Here is a 22,253-nt window from a genome sequence, read left to right on the forward strand (position 1 = left end):
CACGAGGGCAAGCTGGTGGTCTACGGCGAGGAGAAGGCCGGCGGAAGCCACTGAGATATCTGTGAGAAACAGCGACAATCATTCAACAACTCAAAAGACCCGCCTTACGAGGCGGGTCTTTTCTATGAAGACAGGTTGAATTGATCGATAATAGTAAACGGCATGACGAATCTTGTGACAATTGTTGTGACATCTATCAGCATGAACAATGACTCATCATGCTGTATTCATGTATTTTTCTTGTGACAAAATCGCTGACATTTCTCTTGACGCCAAGATCATGCCATGCTACGCATTCCCTGCCGGGTGGAACACGTTAGCTTGGCATCTTTTGTGACAGTATTCGAAGTCGTTTCACCTTAAAATACTATTTTCATAAAGAATAATGGTGACAAAAACATGGGCGAAAACACGGTCAGGAAAGTCATGACCTTCAAAACGGGCAATTTCGCATTCAGCTCGAAATATGACGCTCAAAAAATAAACCCTCTGATATTGCAGGGAAGAATGTCATATGAAGCAATTGCCGATTTACCGATTTTGCCTGAATGGTCGACCTATCTGGAAGAGGAATTGATCCGCAGATCGATATTCAGCACGGCTGCCATCGAAGGCAATCCATTAAAAGAAGACGAAGTTGGAAAAATTATAAAAGATACAGGGAATGAGGAAAAGGCCAGCCAAGCGGAAAAGGAAATTATCAACCTGAAGAATGCGTATTCCTACATGAAGGAACATGATGCATCAGGCGCTTCCGTTCAAATAACGGAAGATAACATCAGAGATCTTCATAAAATCATAACGGACGGGCTCGATTATCAGGACAACGTCTCAGGCAATTACAGAAACCACGTAGTGAAAGTCGGCGACAATGAACATGGTGGAATTTACACGCCACCAAAATGTTTGCCCGATATAGAAAACTTAATGAAGGAATTCACAGAATGGATCAACTCAGATGAAATCATGCGGTTGGATACGCTTGTGAGAGCTGCGTTGGCCCACTATCACTTAGGGTTGATTCATCCTTTTGGCAATGGCAATGGAAGGACTATTCGGATTGTTGAGGCTATTATAATTAGAAAGTCCGGCATTAAATACGTCCCAACCATGCTTTCAAATTACTACTACAGAAACATCGATCATTATTATTTGGCTTTTTCCATGGCCAGAAAAAACGCCGATCATGACATATCAGACTTTCTTACATTCATGATAAATGGGGTCATAGAGTCGCTTGCTGAAATCAAGCGTAACGTAACATTCATGATTAAATTTCTCGTAATGAGGGATTATTATTCTTCTCTCAGGTCCAGCAAAAGCATCACCCAGAGACAGCATGACCTGTTATCGATCATGCTGGATACCTTCAAGAGTGTATCCTTAAAGGATCTTTTCTCAGTTTCTCCATATAAAGCACTATACCGGAATGTGAGCGAAAGAACGGCCAGGAGAGACTTAAGTAAGTTGGTAGAGATGTCCGTTATGAAGCAAGAAGATGACGGCTCTTATAATCTGAATATTAGAACGCTCGGCTAAAATGCCGGTTCGTTCCTTGACCTCCTTTGTCAACCATTCTCTACTTGGAAAGCACTATCGTTTCCGATTTGAAATTTTGATAAATTCTCATTTTCTCTGCTGTAAATTTCAAAACACAATAATCAGGATCCGTAACACCAAGAGGATAATACAAATCATCACCGTCTCGCCAAATCATCTTCTTTGTTCTCTGATCCGTCAGAACTTTCATCTTGCCGATCAGCATGACGCCACGGAAAAACCGTCTGTCATAGAAATAAATGCAAGCTTTATCGTTTGCTCGATACTGCTTCACGCGCATCGACGATGTATTTGTTGTGAAATAAAATTCTTTAAGTCCTACCCTTTTTCTTGGCAACAACATGGCTTTGGTATTCGGAAAGCCGGATTCATCGATCGAACTGATTATTGAGACTCCCGCTTTATCAATCAATTTTTCAATGGTTTCATTGGACATCGTCATTGGCGGCCTCCTTGAATTTGATCGTCAAATGACAGCCTGGTCAGATTTTATCGTCCAGCAGTTGCAGATGCAGTCCCTGTAAATCCTTTATTCTCTTCTCACCAATGATCAGTCATATTCGAGAAGGCCCGTGTGATAGATCAGCTTCCACTCATCGCCGATCTTCGTGTATCCCTTGCAGGCCGTGAATTTCTAGAAGTGGCGGTAAGATTTGCACTTGCTTTAAGTCGTCTACAGTAATAATTTTGTCATATTGAGTTGTTATAACTATCTGAATGGTCATGGGGCTAAATAAAGGAAAAACTCCTCGAGTTGAGCATCAATAACTGCTGCAGGATTTTCCCCGAATGACCTCGCACGGATAAGATCCTTTAAATCTTCGTCAGACAATAAAACAATTAGTTTATCTGTTTCTACCCATGCCCGTCGCCTAGCGCGAATGGCAGATTCCGAAGGTTCTTTCCGACTACAAACGATCCCAAACATTCGCATTGCTTTACGATATAGATACTGTTGTACGGACTCCACTTCTTTCTGGGTAATACTTTCAGAGTGGTTCTTGAATTCAGCTACTGCAAATCTTGTCATGCATATTCTTTTCAAGTCGTCCCAAAAGGTGATTTCTGAACCAATTGGATAAACAGCATCTCTGATATCGAGACCATCCTCTGATCGGCTCTGAATAATTGGCACACCAAAAGGCGGTATTAATGAATAATTAAGAATTTCAACACAAATCTCCTCGAATTCTCGCCAGTTTAACCTGCCTGGCGGCAAAGACTCCAGATTCGATATTAGTTCTCTGGCTCTCTCATCTAGAAGGTCCGTTTCGTCTATGCCTCTCCTAGCAGTGCGCTTTGCCTCTATTAATGCCATGAAATCACGTTCAATTTCAGGATGAGACTCAATGAGATATCGGAGCTCTCTTGCATCCCAGACAGAAATTTTATCTCGCTGTGTAAGTTCGTCTTTAAGCTGTTCAGGTAAAGTCATAGAAATTATCAGAAGAGCTTTGTCAGCAGATAAGAATTCCCTTGTTGCGCGTAGTTGCGCGACAGCTTGTCGCAGTAAGGGCGTGCCCACTCTCGGTCTATTGAAATGTTTTACCTCTACCACCCACAAGGCACCATTTTCCTCTTTTAAGACAAAATCTACTCCCACATCTTTTGATCGCGCTTCTTGCCGCTGGATTTTGTAGCCTGATACTTTAAGAAGTCTCTCACAAAGGAGTTCAAATTCTTGACCGGTTAAACTCGAATAATCCATGATAGCCTCACAAATTTTCTTTAATAACTGTACATATTGAGTACATAATAGGTTAATTCCTTTCCCCCGCTGTATGAAAAATAATTCGGCCGACTTCAGATGAATCTGTTTTGTTATTAGCGGTAGTTACATTCATTCAATAAGTATCATCGGCTGATTTTCTTAGTGGTCGATATTTCATACGTTGATTGCCCATCTAGACGAGCTATCTCTGCAATCCCCGGCGTTGCTAGCCATTCAAGAAATTCTCTCGGATCTGTCACTCCAGCGAGGACTCGAAGAAGTCCTTCAATGAATGTTGAATGTTCTATTAACGTAATGTCTAACGCTCCCTGTGCTTTAATCTTTGATGTTTCGTCAAACGTTGGCTTGCCAAGTGTCACTCTTTTAATATCCTTTTGGAAATCTGCCGCCTTCTGTAAAATGGCAAATGCTTCTTCTTTCCCAATAAGCGGTGGATTCTTTGTAGTTGTTTTACACTCGATTAATAAAGCCAAGTCACCCATTCTAATAAGTAAATCGGGAACATTTTGGCGTTTTCCATCATCGATAACTGATATGGTCCATCTAGATTCAGCTTCCATCATATCTTTTATCGCATCTTCATATTCGACACCTAGCTTGTCAGTACATCTCTTTAGAATCTTCCCCAACCCCAACTCATCTGCAACACGTTGGTGAACTTTGGAGTGGCGATCGTTATAAAATCCAATTGAACGAGAAATAGCCGTTAATAGGGATTTTGTTCTATCTTCATTTCTTAAAATTGGAATGAGCGTATCTCTTGAAGCACCCAATATTTCTTCAAATGTCGTCAATCCCTGTGCAAAAAGTGCCATCGCTCTCTGGCGTCCAAAGCCAGGGACACCATGAAATTGAGATATGCGCAAGATGTCGAGCACCTCGGCGGGACATCCCCAACGAACACGTCTAGCTAACATTGAAAACTTATTTGCCAATGCCTGTGTACATTCTAGATCTGGGACACATACTATTCTGTGAAGTCCATCAATTATCCAAGAAATATCAATAGCTAATCTATGAACACCACCCGATGGGATATTTGTCTGAAAGCGAATTTGCCTTTCATTTACACCTTGTGTATATAGAGCAAGTGCGTGTGCACATTGATTTACTTGATTATTTGTTCTATCAAGCACATGGAGCAATTTACTTGAGCGTAGAAAGTCACTGGAACGGACAGGTCTGCGTTCAGCCGGCCACACTAGTAATCTAGATGGGTTACGACTAGTGAACTCATCACAGCTACAGGCCCAATGCAAGATTCCTGTTATGTATTCATCAAAATTCTCATCCATTGATTTTGAATATTTTCTGAGTAATTCTGTAAAATTTATTGCTGTACTCGGTAGGAGACCTGTCTTAGCCACTGCTTTACCAAGGGGTGTGGGTAATAAAACATCTTCTTGTTGTTCAATAAGGTTATAATTCATTAACCAGTCAACGGATTCTTTGGCGGTTGCAATAATATCTTCCAGTTTCTGTGTATTCCTCTCTGCAGTCTGGTACCAATAGAGAGTATTTTTAAAAAATTCTTCAAGAGAATTTCGCTGGCTAACGATTCCTGACGAAACCAACATTAGAACGGTACGACGCATACTAAGATTAACGATCTGAGAAATAATGTTGTCGTTTTCAGGCATTATCAAATAATTAGCATGACGCAATTCGTGCATATTCTGGGGCATCAGTATAGAATAGCCTTTATCATGCAAACCGAGTCGTCCAGCGCGTCCAGACATATTTCGGTAATCTGATCTGGATACACGTTTTCCGCCTCTATTCCCCCATTCATAGGTTAGCTTTGGAATCATAACTGTCTGAAATGGGAAATTGACTCCCGCTGAAAGAGTCGATGTTGCAAAGCAGACCTCGAACTTAGAATCGATGAAACACTGCTCTATTACTTGACGTTCTTGTTGTGTCAAATCAGCTGTATGAAATACAACTCTGCGCTCAACATTGTCTTTGAGTTGCTCAGATGACTCTGTGGGTTCCGAGAAAAGATCCAACTGTTGCGCAATTACAATTCCATCAGTTGTGCGTGCTCGCTTCTTACTGTATTCCTTGGCATATTCGATTGCTTCTCTTCGTGATTCAGTAAATACTAACACAGGTCCTCGGTTATCACTTAGAAGGAAATCAACTGCATTAAGAACATCAGAGGGTGCTCCCGATTTATATGAAATGTCTTTACCTGCCTCTTGGCCATATGTTAGTCGATGCGCAGAGTTCTCAAACCATACTTCTTGGTGAAGATCTATATCTCTAGTGTCACTAATTGCCAACTTGCAATTCAACCAGTGGGCAATATCCTTCGGGTTTCCAACCGTAGCTGTTAAAGCAATGAACTGACCAAAACCAATTTGTCGTAAGACTGCGCACAGTGCTTCAATGTTTGGACCTCTGGTTGGATCGGCGATAATCTGCAACTCATCGGCAACGACAAGAGCTTCTCTAGTATCCAATTGACCAGAGAGAAGAAGGCCCAATGCTTTCTCATACGTTGCAACTAATAATTGTGGATTAATTTCTCCTTCATCACGATCTCCCGTGCTGAGTCCAACAGTGCCTAAAGGTTCTTTCGATTTTTCGCCAAAACGTTTCTCAAAATCATCATATTTTTGATCGGCCAAAGCCTTTAGTGAAACGAGATAAATGCATTTTCGTCCCTTCCTCAGGCTGTTTAGTATTGCAATTTCACCAACCAGAGTCTTTCCGGAGGATGTTGGAGCACAGACTACCATGCTCTTATCGTCAGCAACACCAGCTCGCAATGCAACTTGTTGAATATGAGTAAATGTCTCAATCCCCCAAGAACTAAGAATTCTTACAAAATCATCATCTATACCAAAATCTCTGAATTTTTCGATGTTCATGATAAATTCCCCACTATTTTGTCTACACAGCTTACCAATAAGCAATTAAACTTATTAAAATCAATGCTACAACAAATAATTTTCCAAGCGACAAGGGGTTGATCTTGATTTCTTCAAAGTGAGGTAAAGTGGACAGTGCCTTACCTAAACCATATGATGTAATTCAAGGACAAGACCAAGGATAATCGTCCCCCTTGATCCTATTGCTTTCCCATTGCAGAGGTTGAAGATTAGCAATATTATCTGCCCCGCCCTTAGCGACAGGCTTTATGTGATCTATTTCCCACCCATATTTTGAATTTGTATTCCCATGGTCTAAATATCTTATAGGTTTACCACACAAATCATAACGCCACTCTTTGGGATCCCAGTGTTGTCCGTCTTTGTCGGGCACAATACCTCCCTTACTCCAAACAGCAAGTATGGTTTTTTCTTCAGCCATTCTAAAGGGGTAAATGTAAGCCATCGTATATCTCCTTTAATTGATCGTTCAGTGTTATTGAAAGTCAATACCACAGCATCCAACACGATATAGAAAACCCCACCTCTCATCCAAGAAGTGGGGTTTCGTTTTATCTACTCATCTTTTTCTACCGGTTCTGCTGAAACGGTTTATGGATCTGGAACGTTTATCTTCTGGTCTTTCTGCTCCTGTGGTTCTGGAAATTTGGGGCTCACTATATCGCCTGATACGGATAAGTCAAGCTTTTTGAGAGGCAACCTGATAATATCATGCTATTTTTAGCCATAACCGAATAAGGATTCACTTTATGAATATGAGGGGAAGTACTCTTGGATTTTACGGTGAGAGAACGGGAGGGATTTGGCTGCCTCTTGCACGTCCGCGGCCAGGTCACCGATTCCCTATTGCTCAAGTGAAAGCGGAGTCTTTGTCAGCAGTCTTGTTCGATTCCCTCAGGTACCGGCGATCAACTGCTGAAGCCGCTCTTTCACAGTCGGCGGGACGGACGTGAAATGGACCAGGTAGCGCCCCGACGAATGGTCCAGAGGGTGGAGCACCTTGGCGTACAGCTCCCGGTCTTCATCGCTGGTCGTGCCTTCCAGTTGGAGCATGATGTTGGCATACGGCTGGAACGGGCAGTCGACTTTGATTACCGCCTGCTTGCTGGACAGGGACAGCATGGTCCCGCATTGCACCTTTCCTTCGAGATGCTTTTCCGTCAGGCACAGGCAGGAAAAAGGAATGGGATGGGCAAGGGCGGTGAGGCTCCCCGCATTCTGTGCGAGCATCAGTTCCGGCTGCTCTTCATGGCCCATCAGCTCGCGGCAGACCATGGCCTCACGCATGCCCTTGGCGTGGACTTCGACCTCGTTTCCCAGAATCAGCCCCTCGCCGGCGGCATTGATCGCGGCCGGCGAGACAAGCACCTGTCCACCCACCGTAAAGCTCTCGATGCGGGCCGTCAGGTTGATCGTCCTTCCCACGACCCCGTACTTGGAGCGCTTCGTCGAGCCGATGTTGCCGACCACCGCGTCGCCGGTATGGACGGCGATCCCCATCTCAAGCTCGGGCCAGTCCATCTGAATGTTGTGGCTGTTGACCTCCTCCATCGCCCGCTGCATCGCCAGGGCGCAGCAGGCGGCCCGGCGGGCCGCGTCCGGTACCGCCACCGGCGCACCGAACAGCACGCAGATCGCATCCCCGATGATTTCGTCGATCGTTCCCCCGAACTGGTGGATGACCTCGACCATGGCGGAGAGATAGTGGTTCAGCAGGGCGACGACCGTCGTGGCCTCAAGCCGCTCCGCCAGGGCGGTGAACCCCCGCAGGTCGGACATCAGAACGGTGACCTCCCTCTTTTCCCCGCCGAGCTTGAGCCCCTCGGGCATGTCCAGGAGCACCCCTACGATCTCGTCGCTGGTGTAGCGGCCGAAGGTCTCGCGGATGAACCGATTGCGCTGTTCGAGCTGCTGATTCAGCTCCACGAGCTGCTCCCTGGATTCTTTCAACTGCCGGGTCATGGTGTTGAAGGCGACGGAGAAGTCGCCCATGAAATCGACCTGCTGCTCCAGATTGCCGGAAGCGATCTGCTGGGTCTTCCAGGTGAGGTGCTTGAGGTTCGATTGCAGGGCTTTCAGGGAGTGTGCGACGGCCATGCGGCCCGCGACGGGGAGGTCGGCCAGTTCCCCCCGGGAGATCACGGTCATGGATTTGCTGAACAGGTCGAATTCCACGAGGAACCGGTTGACGTAGGTCAGGAGCTGGCGGATCTCGTTGTCCGGGAGGTCGTCCGGGATGGGGATGGGTTCGGGAACGGCGCCCGTGCGAAGACGATGGAACGTCGCCGTGATCGTGTCGATGAGCGCCTCTTCGACTGAAATCATGTCAGGGCCTCATTCCATGTCAACGGTGAAACGGCAGACCCTCCCCCCCGAGCCCCAGCAGTCCACTTCCTTGACGCGGAAGTTCTTCCCCGAGTAAGCAAGCAGAATGCCGGCGATGAATCCCTCGTCGTAGGTGCAGATCTCCTCGGAACAGACGGGGATGCCCGAGCAATCGAGGTCTTCGGCCACGGTCACGACATAGGAGCCTTTTTCAACATCCGCAGATTCCACCCGAAAGATCCCGATGCCCAGATCCTTCATGGTGCGCTGGAGATCAGCGAAGAGACCGTCCAGGTCTTTCGCTTCCGTGAGGACGTTTTTGCAGAATTCCTCGCCCGCCTTCTTGCCGGCCTCGAAGAACAGCCAGTCCGTCTTCTCGACTCCATAATCCCGGATAAGCAGGTCGCGAAGGGTGAACTGCATCAGGCGATAGACCGCCACGTGCATCGTGGGACCGAGATTCGGCCGCCCTTCCGCGAGATCGCCCAGCATCTGCCACTCGAACCGGCTTTCTTCTCTCTCTTCCTTGAACATGGTTCGCCCCCCCTTTTCAAATCATGTTCCGTCGGTTCTGTCTTTCTATGCCTATTTTGACATTCTGGGGCACTATCTAACACATCCGGGGTCTATTTTCCTCTATTGTTGCTGATATTTTCCAAACAGGGCCATTCATCCGGGGCTGAGCCGACAGTGGATAAAATCCTGTCGACCCGGCCCCGGGATGTGCTTCCTCGGTATGATTTCGCGAACTAAACCGCAAACCCCTCATCCGGGATGTCGATCGGGGAGAGGTCTTCGCTCTTGATGGCCTTCATTCCGGCGGCGACTTCCGGGAGGATGTGCTTGATGAAGTAGCGGCAGGCGGCGATTTTCCCCGTGTAGAAGGCGGCTTCCGAGTCTTCCGCAGAAAGCGCTTTCAGGGCGGCCTTGTCGTCTGCCGCGACTCCCTTCTGCGCACAGATCTTCTCCAGGGCCTCCCCGGCCACGCGGGCCTGCCAGAGCAGGAGCCACCCGAAGACGGCCTTTCCCATCATGGTGAGGAACGTGTAGGCGTTCGAGACGGGGATCATGAATTTCCCGCTGGAGGCGCTGCCCGCGAAGAACATGCCCGCTTCGGCCAGGGTGTTGGCGGCCTCCTGCACGTCGGCGGCCAGGTCCCCTACCCCTTTTGCCGTAGCGCACTCCTGGATCGTCTTCTGCATCTCCCCCAGGAGCTTCATGAAGTAGAGCCCCTTCTTCATGCCGAGCTTCCGCCCCACCAGGTCGAGGGCCTGGATGCCGTTGGCGCCTTCGTAGATGGAGGTCGGCTTCACGTCGCGCAGGAACTGCTCGACGGGATACTCGTTGCAGCAGCCGTACCCGCCGTAGACCTGGATGGCCGTCTCGCAGACGCGGAACGCCAGATCCGAGCAGTACGCCTTGCAGACGGGCGTCAGCACCTCGATGATGCCGCGAACCGTGTCTTTCACGGCGGCGTCGCTGGTGCTCTCCATGACGTCGACGCACCAGGCCGTGTAATAGGAGAGCGCCCGCATGCCTTCCACGTGGGCCTTCATCCACAGGAGCATCCGCCGGACGTCGGGATGGCGGATGATCGGCACCCGCGGGGCCAGGGGGTTTTTCATCTCCTCCAGGGCGGACCCCTGGAGGCGCTCCTTGGCGTAGGCGAGGGCGTGCAGGTAGGCGATGGAGGCGCTGCCCAGGGACTCGACGGCCACGAAGATCCGGGCCTCGTTCATCATCTGGAACATGACCTTGAGCCCCTGCCGCTCCTCCCCCAGGAGTTCGGCGTAGCAGGCCCCGTTCTCTCCGAAGCTCATCTGGCAGGTGGCGCTCCCGTTCAGCCCGATCTTGTGCTCGATGCCGGGGATGGTGTAGTCGTTGCGCCTCCCCAGGGAGCCGTCGTCGTTGACGAGGTACTTGGGCACCAGGAAGATGGAGATGCCCTCCGTCCCCGCGGGATCGCCCTCGATCCGCGCCAGCACGGGGCTGATGACGTTTTCCGTCAGGTCCTGGTCCCCGCCGGTGATGAACTGCTTCGTCCCTTCCAGGAGGAACGTACCGTCGGGCTGCCGGATGGCCTTCGTCCGGATGTTGCTGAGGTCGGTGCCGGCGCCCGGCTCCGTCAGGCACATGTTGCCGCCCCACACGCATTCATACATCTTGTCCATGTATTTCCGCTTCTGGGCCTCCGTGCCGTACGCCTCGATCAGGTGGGCGGCCCCGGCGGTCAGGAAGGCGTAGCCGACGAGGCTGAAGTTGTGCATGAACCACTCCTCCGTCATCATGCCGATGACGAGGGGGAATCCCTGCCCGCCGGCCTCGGGAGACACGCTGACGGTCGTCCAGCCGCCTTCCCGGAAAACGCGGAAGCTGCGGTGGAAGCACTTCGGAACGAGGACGTTGCCGTTCTCGACGCGGCACCCTTCCCGGTCGCCCTCAACCAGGACCGGAAAGACGACCTCCTCCGCCATCTTCCTCGCCCCGTCCAGGACCATGTCGCACATGTCGCGGGAATAGTCGCTGAAGTGCTCCGTCTTGAACAGCTCCTCCAGCTTGAGCATTTCATACATTACGAATTTCTGGTCTCTTTCGTCGCAAATCAGGCTGCCCATAGTCTTTGATTCTCCTTGATTTTGTCGTTCTGGAATGGTCCGGTCGATCCGCCCTACATCATGGTCCTCAGCTCCCGCTTGAGGATCTTGCCGACGCCGCTCAGGGGAAGCTGGTCCATGAACTGGATGACCTTCGGCACCTTGTACGGCGCCACGTTCTCCTTCAGGAAGTTCAGGATCTTCTCCTTCTCGGCGTCGCTCTTCTCGATGCCGGGCTTCAGCATGACCGCCAGGGCAACACGCTCGGATCCCGGGCGCGACGGATCGGGGATGCCGATGGCAGCGGCCATCTCGACGTCGGGATGCAGGGCTAAGAGGTCGTCCAGCTCCCGGGTGAAGACCTTGAAGCCGGAGACGATGACCATGTCCTTCACGCGGTCCACGATGTAGAAATACCCGTCCTTGTCCATGGTCGCGATGTCACCCGTGTATATCCAGCCGTCCCGCAGGGTGCGGGCGGTTTCTTCCGGATTCATGTAGTAGCCCGTCATGATCTGGGGGCCGCGGATGATGATTTCCCCCGGCTCGCCCAGTTTTGCGAGCTGACCCGTCTCGGGATCGACGAGCTTGAACTCCGTGTCGGACATAGGGATGCCGATGGAGGAGGGTTTCTTCTTCCCGTAGCGGGGATTGAAACAGGTGACCATCGACTCGGTCATCCCGTAGAGCTCGATCAGCTTGTTCTCCCCGACGATGTTCTCCAGCTCCCGGATCTTCTCCCCCGGGAACGGGGCCGCCACGCTGAGGCAGAACTTGAGCCCGCTCATGTCGACCTTCTTGAACTCGGGATTCTTGATCAGTTCGAAATAGACCGTGGGAACATGGGTCATGAACGTGGGCCGGTAGTCCTTCAGCGCCTGGATCATGAAATTGGAGTCCCGGGGATTGGGGACACAGACCTGCGTGACGCCCGAGGTGATCGAGACGCCGCCCAGGGTCAGGCCGGCGATGTGGAACAGGGGGAAGGCCGACAGGGCGATATCGTCGGGCCGGATGTCGATCCACGTCAGGAGCTGCTGGCGGTTGTACATGTAGCTGCGCTGGGTCAGGACCGCGCCCCTGGACTGTCCGGTGGTCCCGCCGGTGTACATCATGAAGATGGTGTCGTCCATGGTGCGCCGGACGGACACCGGGTCGGCCGGCATCCCGTCTATGGCCTCCATGAACCGGACGATCGTCTTGCCCGGCACAGGGCCGATCGGCGCCGTGGGGATCTTTTTCAGGAGCTTCCCCAGCACCTTTTTCACGCCGGGGAGGAAATCGGCGACCTCGGTGACGATGACGCTGGTAAATGGAGCTTTCCCAGCCACCTCCGCGACCTTGTCGAACAGGAGGTCGACGGTGATCACGACCTTGGCCCGCGAATCGTTCAGGTGGTGCTCCATCTCGTGGGGGGTCAAAAGCGGGCTCAGGCCGGTAGAGATGCAGCCCGCCTTCTGGACGGCGATGATGGCGATGAAATGGGCCGGGAGGTTCGGCATGTGAAGGCCCACGACGTCGTCGGGCTTCAGGCCGATCTTCTGGAAATACCGGGCGAGACGGTTGGACAGGAGGTCGATCTCGCGATAGGTGATCTGTTTCCCCATGTAATGCAGGGCCGTTTTGTCCGGGTACTGGTCGGCCACGACCCTGAACTGTTCCGCGAATGTCCTGTTCTCGTACTTCAGCTCCGGCGGGACATTCCTGTCATAACTCTTCAACCATGGCTTTTCCGCGTAAACATCACTCATAGACATCCTCCTTCAAAATGTTCATGGCAATGCCCGGCGGACGAAAACAGCTCTGTCTTCGTTCGACGCTCACTTTGCAAGCTATCGTTCTGGAATTATTTTTTGCTCCTTGACTGCATGAATCTGATGACGGCTTCCTGGTGCTCAGTGCTCAGGATCCGCTCCGTCTGCCTCTCGGCCTCCCAGGCCAGGACTTCCTCCAGGGACATGTCGTGGCTCTTGTCCAGACCCTTCTTGATCAGGGTCATGGCGGTGGGGGCTTTCCGTGCCAGCGTCTCGGCCAGGGCGGCAGCCGCGCCGTCGAGCTCCTCGTCCGGCAGGGACTTGTAGATCAGGCCGATCGCGGCGGCGTCCCGGCCACTGAGCCTGTCCCCCAGCATGGCCAGTTCCCGGGCCTTCGCCAGCCCGACCAGCCGGGGCAGGAAATACGTGCCCCCCAGGTCTGTCATGAGTCCGATGTGAATGAACGGCTGGATGAACTTCGCCTCGTGGGCCGCCAGGACGAAATCGCCGGACAGGGCGAGGTTGGCGCCTCCGCCCACGGCCATCCCCCTCACCTTGCTGATGACGGGCTGCCTCAGCTCCCGGACGGTCTGCACCCACCTGCCCAGGCGCTTCATGATCTCGTGCAGGTCGTCGTGGCTGAGGGAGTAGTTTCGTGGCGAGAGCTCCGCCCCCGAGGAGAAGTTGCCGCCCGCGCCCTCGAGGACGAGAACGTTCACTTCTTCGTCCTGGCCGATACGGTTGAGGGCCTCCTGGAAGTCGTCGAGCATCTGTTCGCTGAAGGCGTTCATGACCTCGGGACGGTTCAGGGTCAGAGTGCAGACGCGGTTCCGGACATCGACGAGGACGGTCTTTTCCATTGGATCTCCCCCTTTTGAGATGAATGAACAGTCCGGCCTGCTGAAAAGCAGATTGACAGGCGTGTAACCAGTGGTTACAGTAGAGAACACGCGACAGGAAAGCAAGCCTTTTTCATCGACGGAAGCCGCTATTTCCGGGACATGACCGGAAACGATTCCTTCCCGGTGGACTAAACGTCCGTCGTTGCGATATGTTGTCGTTAATTCGCTGCCCGGATGGCATGAACGGGAAGAAAGGCGCCCCATGGAAGAAAACGTTTCGTTTGCCGATCTCAAGAGCGAGGCAAAGCTTGCCCGCCGGGAGCTGATCGTCGAGGCCGCGGAGCGCGTGTTCGCCGTCAAGCCGTTCGATAAGGTCAGCATCCGTGACATCGCCCAGGAGGCGGGCATCTCGCATGCCTTGATCTACCGGTATTTCCCGGACCAGCAGTCGATCTTCGTGGAGGCCTTCATCCGGGGCGTCGAAGACATCAGCCGGGTCCTCGAGCAACTCATCGGCGAGAGCGAAACGCCGGATCTCACGAAGATCAGCGACGCCTTTCTTTCCTACTGCATCGACAACGACCAGTACCTGAGAATGCTGACCCACTTCATGCTCGACGGCGCGCTATCCCCGGAAAAAGTCGAGAAGATCAATGCGGCGGAGCGCCGTTTTTTCGAGCATTTCGACAACATGTTCCGGAAGATGAAGAAGCCGGAGCCCGTGCGGCCCCTCTCCCACGCCTTCTTTGCGGCCCTGAACGGTGTCCTGATCACGTTCCGGAACTACCCCGGACGCACGCCCGAGGCGGTGAGGCAGCACATGCTGAACGTCGGCCGGATGATCGATCTTGGTTTCAGCAATATCCAGACATGAACATGGAAGGTCCGGGCGCTCCGCTCGGCACGTTCCCGGAGCGCCCGGAGTGGGGGGATTCTGTTTCCGCACCCGTTTAGGGGGCTTGTTCCTATAAACCCATCATCCGCCCGACGATCACCTTCATGACCTCCGTCGTGCCGGCGAAGATGGGGATGACGCGCACGTCCCGGGCAAAGCGGCAGATGGGGTATTCCTCCATGTAGCCGTATCCGCCGTGGAGCTGGACGCAGTGGTAGGCCACCCGATTGGCCATCTCGGGGATCCAGAACTTGGCCATGGAGACCTGCTTCACGATGTCCTTCTTGGCGATGAAGTCGGCGATCAGGGAGTTCAGGAAGGTCCGTCCGATCTCGATCTCGGTCGCCATCTCCACGATCTTGAAGGTGTTGTGCTGGAAGGAGCTGATGGGCTTCCCGAAGATCGTCCGCTCCTTGCAATATTTGACCGTCATGTCCAGCATCGCCTCGGCCATGGCCTGGGCGATGATGCTCACCACCAGCCGCTCTCCCTGGAGCTTCTGCATGAGGTAGTAGAACCCCTGCCCTTCCTTCCCCAGGATGTTCCCAACGGGAACCCGGCAGTCCTCGAAGTTCAGCTCCGCCGTGTCCTGGCTGTGGAAGCCCATCTTTTTCAGCTTCCGGCCCCGGGTGAAGCCGGGGGTGCCGTCCTCCACGCAGATCAGGCTGATGCCCTTGAAGGGCGGGTCGGCCTTCGTGTCCGTCTTGGCCGCCACGATGACGAGGTCGCAGTGGATGCCGATGGAGATGAAGGTCTTCGCCCCGTTGATGACATAGTGGTCGCCGTCCCGGACGGCGGTGGTGCGGATCGAGGCCAGGTCCGAGCCGGTGCCCGGCTCCGTCATGGCCACGGCGGTGATGATGTCGCCGGAGGCGCAGCCGGGGAGCCATTTCCGCTTCTGCTCCTCGCTGCCGAAGGTGTGGATGTAGGGAACGATGATGTCGCTGTGGAGGCCCGCCAGGAGGCCGTGGGCGCCGATGTAGGACAGCTCCTCGTTGATGATGACGGAGTACTCGAACCCGCCGCCCGCGCCGCCGTATTCCTCCTCCAGCCAGGGGCAGAGGAAGCCGTTCTCGCCCATCTTCTTCCAGGCGGACTTGGGGACGATCCCCTCCTCCTCCCATTCCTCCAGGTAGGGGATGACCTCTTTCGCGAGGAATTTCTTGAAGCTGTCCCGGAAAACCTGATGCTCTTCCTGAAAAATCGTCTCTGCCATTCGAAACCCCTTTCGTGATGAGATGACACCGGAATGAAAGAACGGCCGTCGTTGCCGCGGCCCCCGGCATTCCCCGGGGACCGCGTGCCCGGGGATGATCAGACCCTGATGACGATTGCCTCGCCCTGCGCCAGCCCGCCGCAGATGGACGCCACTCCGTAGCCGCCGCCCCGTCGCTGAAGCTCGTAGGCCAGGTGCATGGTGATCCGGGCCGCGCTGGCGCCTACGGGATGCCCGATGGCGATGGCGCCGCCGTTGACGTTGGTCTTCTCCAGAAGCTGCTTCCAGACCTGCGGATCGCCCCCGGCCAGGAGCTTCGTGGAGACGAGGGGCATGGCGGCGAAGGCCTCGTTGATCTCGATCAGGTCCATGTTCCCGATCTTGAGCTCGACCCTGTTGAGTGCCTTCTCGATCGTTTTCGCCGGGATGGTGGCGATCCCCCGGGGATCCGTGGCGGAGCTGACGGTCGCCAGGATCGTCGCCAGCGGCTTCAGCCCCAGTTCCTTCGCCCGGCCCGCGGTCATGAGCAGGATCGCGCTGGCGCCCGCGCTGAGGGGAGGGGCGTTGCCCGCCGTGACGGTGGGGCTGCCGTAGATCGGCTTCAGCTTCGCCAGGGCCTCCAGGGTGACCTTCCGGGGGGACTCGTCCCTGTCGATCACGATGGGCTCCCCCTTCTTCTGCGGGATGACCACCGGGACGATCTCCTCGCCGATCTTGAGTTTCCCCTCGGCAAAGGCTTTGGCGTACTTCTCCTGGCTCCCCAGCGCCCAGGCGTCCTGCATCTCCCGCGTGACGCCGTGCTCGACGGCCACTTCGCCCGCGTCCCGGGCGACCGGATTGAATCCCTTGGACTGATAACCCAGTTCGAAGAGGCAATCAATCAGCTTGATGTGGCCCAGCCGCTTCCCGCTCCGGAGGCCCGGGGCGAGGTGCGGCGTCCGCGGCATGTTCTCGGAGCCGACGGCCATGGCGGTCCGGGCCTCCCCGGCCCGGATGGACATGACGCCGAGGCGCAGCGCCGTGAGGGAGGAGCAGCAGGCCCGGTCCAGCGAGACGGAGTTGTTCTCCGCAGGGAAACCCGCCAGAAGCGTGGCCTGCCGCCCCGGGACGTCCGTCTCCAGGGCATACTCTGCAGGAATGCAGCTCCCGTAGTAGAGGTCGTCCACCTCGTCCGGCTTGAGGCCCACCCGCTGGAGGGCTTCCTTCATCACGATCACCCCCAGGTCGATGCTGGGGATGTCGGCCATGGCCGAGTCGAACCGGCTGAAGGGCGTGCGGACGGCACTGACGATGACGATATCTTCCTGATTTGCCATTCTGATCTCTCCTTTTTGAAGCGCTGAATACCCCCGTTGCTACTTCGCGGCCATCCGGATCGAGCCGTCCAAGCGGATCACCTCGCCGTTGAGCATCGGGTTCTCGATGATCTGTTTGCACAGCATGGCGAACTCCGAGGGATCGCCCAGCCGCCGCGGGAAGGGAACCATCGCCCCCAGGGCGTCGCGGGCGGCCTGCGGCAGGATCGCCAGCATCGGCGTGTTGAAGAGCCCCGGGGCGATTGTCATGACGCGGACACCGTAATCGGCGCACTCCCGGGCCAGGGGCAGGGTCATGCCGACGACACCCGCCTTGGAGGCGCTGTAGGCGGGCTGTCCGACCTGCCCGTCGAAGGCCGCGGCGGAGGCCGTGTTGATAACGACGCCCTTCTCCCCGTCCTTCCCCGCCTCGTTCTTGACCATCTGCTCCACCGCCAGGCGGATCACGTTGAAGGTGCCCACCAAGTTGATCTGTACGACCCGGTTGAAAAAGGCGAGCGGCATGGGGCCCTTCTTGGACAGGAGCTTCGCGGGATCGCCGACGCCGGCGCAGTTGATGGCTACGTTGATGCCGCGGAAGGCGTCCACCGCCTTCGCGACGGAGGCCAGGACGCTCTCCTCGTTCGTCACGTCGGTGCCGCAGAAGACGACGCCGGCCCCCAGCTCGGCGATCAGCTTATCCGCCCGCTCCTTCTGCATCGGCAGGTCAAAGATCGCGGCCTTGCCGCCGTTCTCTGCGATCATACGAACGCACGCTTCCCCCAGTCCCGACGCGCCGCCGGTGACCACTGCCTTCACATCTTTCAGGTTCACGGGTCTCTCCTTTCTTCCCTCTTTATTTGGACATGTAGAAATTCTTCTTCAGGCTGTTGCGCAGCTCCCCCCGGAGGTCCGGGTGGGCGATCTCGATGAGGGCAAGGCCCCGCTCCCGCCGCGTCTTGTAGCGGATGTCGGCGATGCCGTACTCCGTGACGACGTACTGGGCATAGAACCGGGGAACGCTGACGGGGGTTCCCAGCGGCAGCTCCGGCACGATCGCCGATACGAACGATCCGTCCTTCAGCTTCCGCGCCGCGTAGAGCATCGTGATGCCCCGACCGCCCTTCGAGTAGAAGGTGCCGATCATGAAGTCGAGCTGGCCGCCGACGCCGCTCACCATGCGGTGGCCGATCCCCTCCGAGGCGATCTGGCCGCTCATGTCCACCATCATGGCCATGTTCATGGCGACCATGTTGGGGTGCTGGGCGATGAAGGCGGGATTGTTGGTGTAGGAGGACGGGTAGAACGCGCAGACGGGGTTCTCGTGGACGTAGTCGTACATGGACTGGTCGCCCATGCAGAAGGTCGCCACGGTGACGCCCTTGTGGAAGGGCTTTTTCGCGTTCGTCACGATGCCCTTTTCCACGAGCTGGGGCAGGCCGATGGGGAACATCTCCGTCAGGACGCCCAGATCGTGCTTGCCTTCCAGGCCCGCCACGACGGCCTCCGGAATGGCGCCGATGCCCATCTGGATCGTATCGCCGTTTTTGAGCAGCTCCAGGGCGTATTCGCCGATCTTCTTCTCCCGCTCCCCCGGCGTGGCCCGGCCGACCTTGGGGATGGGCGTCGAGTTCTCCACGAAGACGTCGAACTCGGAGATATGCATCCAGTTGTCGCCGTAGATCGTCGGCATCTGGTCGTTCACCTCGGCGATGGCCAGGCGGAGCTTCCCCTCCTCACGGCCTTTTCGGATGGCCTCCATGGTGTAGAAGTTCGTGAGGCCGAGGTTGATGAAGCCCTGGGCATTGGGCGGCGCGGTCATGCAGATGAAGACGTCGGAGCGCTTCGCGTACTTGTCGCCGCCCTCGGAGCTCATGAGGGGCAGGTAATCCGGCAGGCGGGACTCGATGATCTTGCGGCTGGCTCCCGTCCCGAAGGACGGGTCGAAGTTGATGTGGCCGTCCAGGCCCTTCATGAACTCTAGGTCGTAGAGCCTCGACGGGCGGACGGCGACGGAATCGCAGATCCGGACCCCCCTGAGCTCTTTCCCCCGGTCCAGGATTGCGTCGAACATGGCCGGAGAGCAGGAACCGACGGCCAGGCCGATCCCCACGAAGTCATTGTCCCGAATCTGTGCGGCCGCACCAGCCAGGCTCGTCGATTTGCGCTTGTACTCTTCCTTCCAGTCCATACCCCCTCCTTTCGTGTCTGCCCTGTTCCTCCCAAAACAGGGACGTTGAACGGAAGACCGCCCCCTTTGCGGTCCCCTGCTTTCCCACGATGTGCATGGAACGGTCCCCTATAGAGCAAGGGATGTGCCCTTGCATGGCATGAACGCGTTACATATTGTTATTTATGGATATTTGTCTATTCAGAGCGGCGGTGCAGCGCGGGATCGATGAACCAATGATTCAATCATTGAATCAGATGTTTCATTTTTTGAAGGTAGACATGAGATGAGAAATGAAACGCTGTTTGCGTCCCCCAAAAATAAATCAGATTTCAAATCGGTAAATTAAAGCCCCAAAAAAAGATTTCAAATCTGATTTATTTAGGTTGCTCTCTGAGAGGATCCCTTTTTTTTGTGCCCTACATTCACACCGATCCAATGGCATGTCGTTTACTTGCCGACCAGTTTGATAAAGTCAGGGTGGTTTTTGATGCTTTTAAATTGCGGATCCTTTTGGGCCTTGACTTTATTCGACGAATCAAGTCCGACTGCTTCTCTTAAGTCAATGATTGCTTTTTTCGAATCTCCCCTGCCTGCATGAGCAAGAGCTCGTTTATAATGAAGTGTCGAATTACCCGGTTTTAATTCAATGGCATCATCATATTTTCCAATCGCAAAATCGTAATCTCCACGCCTGGAAAAGTCATCCGCATACAATTCAGATGCCTTGCTGCGATCCATGTCCGAAAGATTCTTTTTGCCGAGCAGCAAATATGCCGACGCTCTCTGCATGTAGTTGAAGGCAACCGGCTCAAGCTCTATTGCCTTGTCATAATCCGCGATTGCCAGCTCCGGCTTGTTCATCGGATTGATCAAGACACTCGCACGCGCCACGTAATTTGTGGAATCTCGCGGGTCAAGTTCGATTGCCTTGTTGAAATCCGCGTAAGCGAGATCGCTCCTGCCAAGGTTGCTATAGGATGATCCCCTGTAGAAAAAATAATTCGCTTCTTTCGGGTTCAATCTGATTGCGTCCGTGTAATCCCGAACCGCCAGGCTGAAATCCCTCCTGTCGGCATAATAATACTTCCCGCGATCATAATAAGCCTCCGCTCTTTCTCTGGTTCCGGAAGCCGAGTGGATCGCCTTTCCGAATGCATCGAGTGCAAGGTCGCCTTTTTTGAGCTCTTTATAGGTCCAGGCCCGATACAGGTAGGATTTCGAGTCCTTCGGCTCGATGGTAAGCAGCTTGTAGAAATCCTGCATGGAGTGATTCTCGTCGCCAATCAAGGCCCGTGCATAGTAGGCCTCGATGCTGTCGGGATCCAGTTCAATGGCCCGGCTGTACGCTTCAATCGCCTCTTTGAACGCCCCGCGGTCTTTGGCTGCAAAACCCCGTTCCAGCCATTCCCTGGCGGACAATTTCCTGATTGATTGATCATACGCTGTTTTCTGTGTCTCCCCGTTTTTTGCAGAAGCCAGTTCTTTCCGGAGCGTTTCGACCTCCCGCAGCAGTTCGTCCGACTTCCTCCTGATCGTCTCCAGTTCCTTTGTCTTGTCGCGGTCCCTGCGCAGGGCGTCGATCGACTGCGCCACCTTGTCCGGATCGGCTGCAATCTTCGCTTTCAGCCAGTACACGTGCCCGTCCCACTTTTCATCGACGATTTCCGTCTGGACGATGCCCGCCGTCAGGGTTGTGATCTGATCCCTGGTGAGTTGGAAATTCTTCACCTCCGTATCGCTTTCGAGATACGTCCCCAGCTCCTCCAGAAGAAGCCTTTTCACCTCTCGTAACGCGATGACGCGGCTTGAATTCCGGCTGTCGTCTTCACTTGCCCGGTAGGTGTATTCCTTGATGAAGGTCCTGGTTCCGGCAAAAGAAACATGGGGGACAAACAAGAATAATAACAATGAATAAAGAAGAATCCTCGCTGGAATGGAACGCATCCGTTTCTTTCCTTTCAAACGGCAAATCTCGGACATGCTGTTTCTTATGGATTCATTAACGGTCGTGAGATGGCCTCTGTAATTTCCGGCCAGACCCCTGTCGGCATATCGTGCCCCATGCCGTTGACGATCAACAGTCTTGCCCCCGGTATTGCCCGGGCCGTATCCATCCCGCCTTCGACCGGGATCAGCGGATCATCGGCCCCATGAACGACAAGCGTCGGGACCCGAATGGATGAAAGCGACGGCCTCCGGTCGCCGCCGGCAATCACCGCCGTGTTCTGGCGTGCCATTCCCTGCGGGCAATGGGAACGGTCATAGCTCTTCTCCATGAATGTCCGGGCCCGTTCTTCCTCGAAAGGAAACCCGGGGCTCCAGATCCTCCGCCATACATTCATGTTGTGTTCGATGTATGCTTCGCGTTCCACCGGCGCCGGCGCGACAACGGCGGCGATGGCTTCGGGTTTCCCCTGCGGGAGGCCGGGATTGCCCGTTGTCGACATGATGGAAGTCAGGCTCAGCACGCGATCTGGATGCCGATACGAGACCGCCTGGGCGATCATGCCGCCCATGGAAGCGCCGCAGACATGCGCCTTCCCGATGCCCAGGGCGTCGAGCAGGCCAACGGCGTCATCGGCCATATCGTCCAGGGAATATGCCGATTCCACGGTTCTGCCCTCCATGGCCGCCTTGACGGCCGCCATCATGTCGGGAATCCCCGCTTCATCGAATTTCGTCGAAAGACCGGCGTCCCGGTTGTCAAAACGAATGACGAAGAACCCTTTTTGGGCTAGGGATTTGCAGAACTCTATCTCCCAGAAGAGCATCTGGGCACCGCAACCGGCAATCAGCAGCAATGCCGGGAAAGAACGATCACCAAACGTTTCATACTCGATCTGGATTCCATTCGCTTTTACATGGGGCATTGTCTGCTCCTTCATATTTCAATATCAGTATGCCGCTTTGCGTGAGAGTCCAGCACATGCGAGGGAATCTGTCATTTAAGCCAAAAAATAAAATCAGATT

Annotated in this window: 17 protein-coding genes; 2 read left to right on the plus strand and 15 right to left on the minus strand. The window is 54.4% G+C overall.

Annotated elements, in window-relative coordinates; all coding sequences use genetic code 11:
* The first annotated feature begins 399 nt into the window (after window positions 1-399).
* Window positions 400-1,539: a Fic family protein gene (locus tag PLO63_17370; GenBank protein HOI75914.1), complete on the plus strand. Its 1,140-nt coding sequence runs from the start codon at window positions 400-402 to the stop codon at window positions 1,537-1,539.
* A gap of 40 nt (window positions 1,540-1,579) precedes the next feature.
* On the opposite strand, the gene PLO63_17375 is transcribed toward PLO63_17370, so the two are convergent.
* From PLO63_17375 to PLO63_17415, 9 genes are all read right to left on the minus strand, one after another.
* The gene (locus PLO63_17375; GenBank protein HOI75915.1) at window positions 1,580-2,002 is read right to left on the minus strand and encodes a pyridoxamine 5'-phosphate oxidase family protein; all 423 of its coding nucleotides are present in this window, start codon (window positions 2,000-2,002) and stop codon (window positions 1,580-1,582) included.
* Window positions 2,003-2,281: 279 nt separating this feature from the next.
* Window positions 2,282-3,268: a restriction endonuclease gene (locus PLO63_17380; GenBank protein ID HOI75916.1), complete on the minus strand. Its 987-nt coding sequence runs from the start codon at window positions 3,266-3,268 to the stop codon at window positions 2,282-2,284.
* 146 nt (window positions 3,269-3,414) lie between these two features.
* A complete protein-coding gene (locus PLO63_17385; GenBank protein ID HOI75917.1) occupies window positions 3,415-6,168 on the minus strand; it encodes a DEAD/DEAH box helicase in 2,754 nt (917 codons plus the stop codon).
* A 163-nt stretch (window positions 6,169-6,331) separates the two neighbouring features.
* On the minus strand, window positions 6,332-6,634 hold the full coding sequence (locus tag PLO63_17390; GenBank protein HOI75918.1) for an HNH endonuclease signature motif containing protein: 303 nt from the start codon (window positions 6,632-6,634) through the stop codon (window positions 6,332-6,334).
* Window positions 6,635-7,083: 449 nt separating this feature from the next.
* Window positions 7,084-8,514, minus strand: coding sequence for an adenylate/guanylate cyclase domain-containing protein (locus PLO63_17395; protein ID HOI75919.1), 1,431 nt, complete (start codon window positions 8,512-8,514; stop codon window positions 7,084-7,086).
* 9 nt (window positions 8,515-8,523) lie between these two features.
* Window positions 8,524-9,048, minus strand: a complete 525-nt coding sequence (locus PLO63_17400) for a 4-vinyl reductase (protein ID HOI75920.1) — start codon at window positions 9,046-9,048, stop codon at window positions 8,524-8,526.
* A gap of 215 nt (window positions 9,049-9,263) precedes the next feature.
* A complete protein-coding gene (locus PLO63_17405; GenBank protein ID HOI75921.1) occupies window positions 9,264-11,129 on the minus strand; it encodes an acyl-CoA dehydrogenase in 1,866 nt (621 codons plus the stop codon).
* 53 nt (window positions 11,130-11,182) lie between these two features.
* Window positions 11,183-12,859, minus strand: coding sequence for an AMP-binding protein (locus PLO63_17410; GenBank protein ID HOI75922.1), 1,677 nt, complete (start codon window positions 12,857-12,859; stop codon window positions 11,183-11,185).
* 95 nt (window positions 12,860-12,954) lie between these two features.
* Window positions 12,955-13,722: an enoyl-CoA hydratase/isomerase family protein gene (locus PLO63_17415; GenBank protein ID HOI75923.1), complete on the minus strand. Its 768-nt coding sequence runs from the start codon at window positions 13,720-13,722 to the stop codon at window positions 12,955-12,957.
* A gap of 244 nt (window positions 13,723-13,966) precedes the next feature.
* Here PLO63_17415 and PLO63_17420 point away from each other — a divergent pair, with 244 nt between their 5' ends.
* On the plus strand, window positions 13,967-14,578 hold the full coding sequence (locus tag PLO63_17420) for a TetR/AcrR family transcriptional regulator (protein HOI75924.1): 612 nt from the start codon (window positions 13,967-13,969) through the stop codon (window positions 14,576-14,578).
* A gap of 91 nt (window positions 14,579-14,669) precedes the next feature.
* On the opposite strand, the gene PLO63_17425 is transcribed toward PLO63_17420, so the two are convergent.
* The 6 genes from PLO63_17425 to PLO63_17450 form a co-directional block, all read right to left on the minus strand.
* The gene (locus tag PLO63_17425) at window positions 14,670-15,815 is read right to left on the minus strand and encodes an acyl-CoA dehydrogenase family protein (protein ID HOI75925.1); all 1,146 of its coding nucleotides are present in this window, start codon (window positions 15,813-15,815) and stop codon (window positions 14,670-14,672) included.
* A gap of 98 nt (window positions 15,816-15,913) precedes the next feature.
* Entirely contained in the window at window positions 15,914-17,131 is a 1,218-nt protein-coding gene (locus tag PLO63_17430) for a thiolase family protein (protein ID HOI75926.1), read from the minus strand.
* Between the two features lie 39 nt (window positions 17,132-17,170).
* Window positions 17,171-17,944, minus strand: coding sequence for an SDR family NAD(P)-dependent oxidoreductase (locus tag PLO63_17435; GenBank protein ID HOI75927.1), 774 nt, complete (start codon window positions 17,942-17,944; stop codon window positions 17,171-17,173).
* A gap of 22 nt (window positions 17,945-17,966) precedes the next feature.
* Window positions 17,967-19,301 carry an acetyl-CoA hydrolase/transferase C-terminal domain-containing protein gene (locus PLO63_17440; protein HOI75928.1) on the minus strand — a complete coding sequence of 445 codons (1,335 nt, stop codon included), beginning with the start codon at window positions 19,299-19,301 and terminating at the stop codon, window positions 17,967-17,969.
* 429 nt (window positions 19,302-19,730) lie between these two features.
* Window positions 19,731-21,263: a tetratricopeptide repeat protein gene (locus tag PLO63_17445; protein ID HOI75929.1), complete on the minus strand. Its 1,533-nt coding sequence runs from the start codon at window positions 21,261-21,263 to the stop codon at window positions 19,731-19,733.
* A gap of 8 nt (window positions 21,264-21,271) precedes the next feature.
* Window positions 21,272-22,153, minus strand: coding sequence for an alpha/beta hydrolase (locus PLO63_17450; protein HOI75930.1), 882 nt, complete (start codon window positions 22,151-22,153; stop codon window positions 21,272-21,274).
* Window positions 22,154-22,253 lie beyond the last annotated feature (100 nt).

It is taken from the genome of Syntrophales bacterium (assembly GCA_035363115.1).
In the GTDB taxonomy this organism is placed as follows: Bacteria; Desulfobacterota; Syntrophia; order Syntrophales; family PHBD01; genus PHBD01.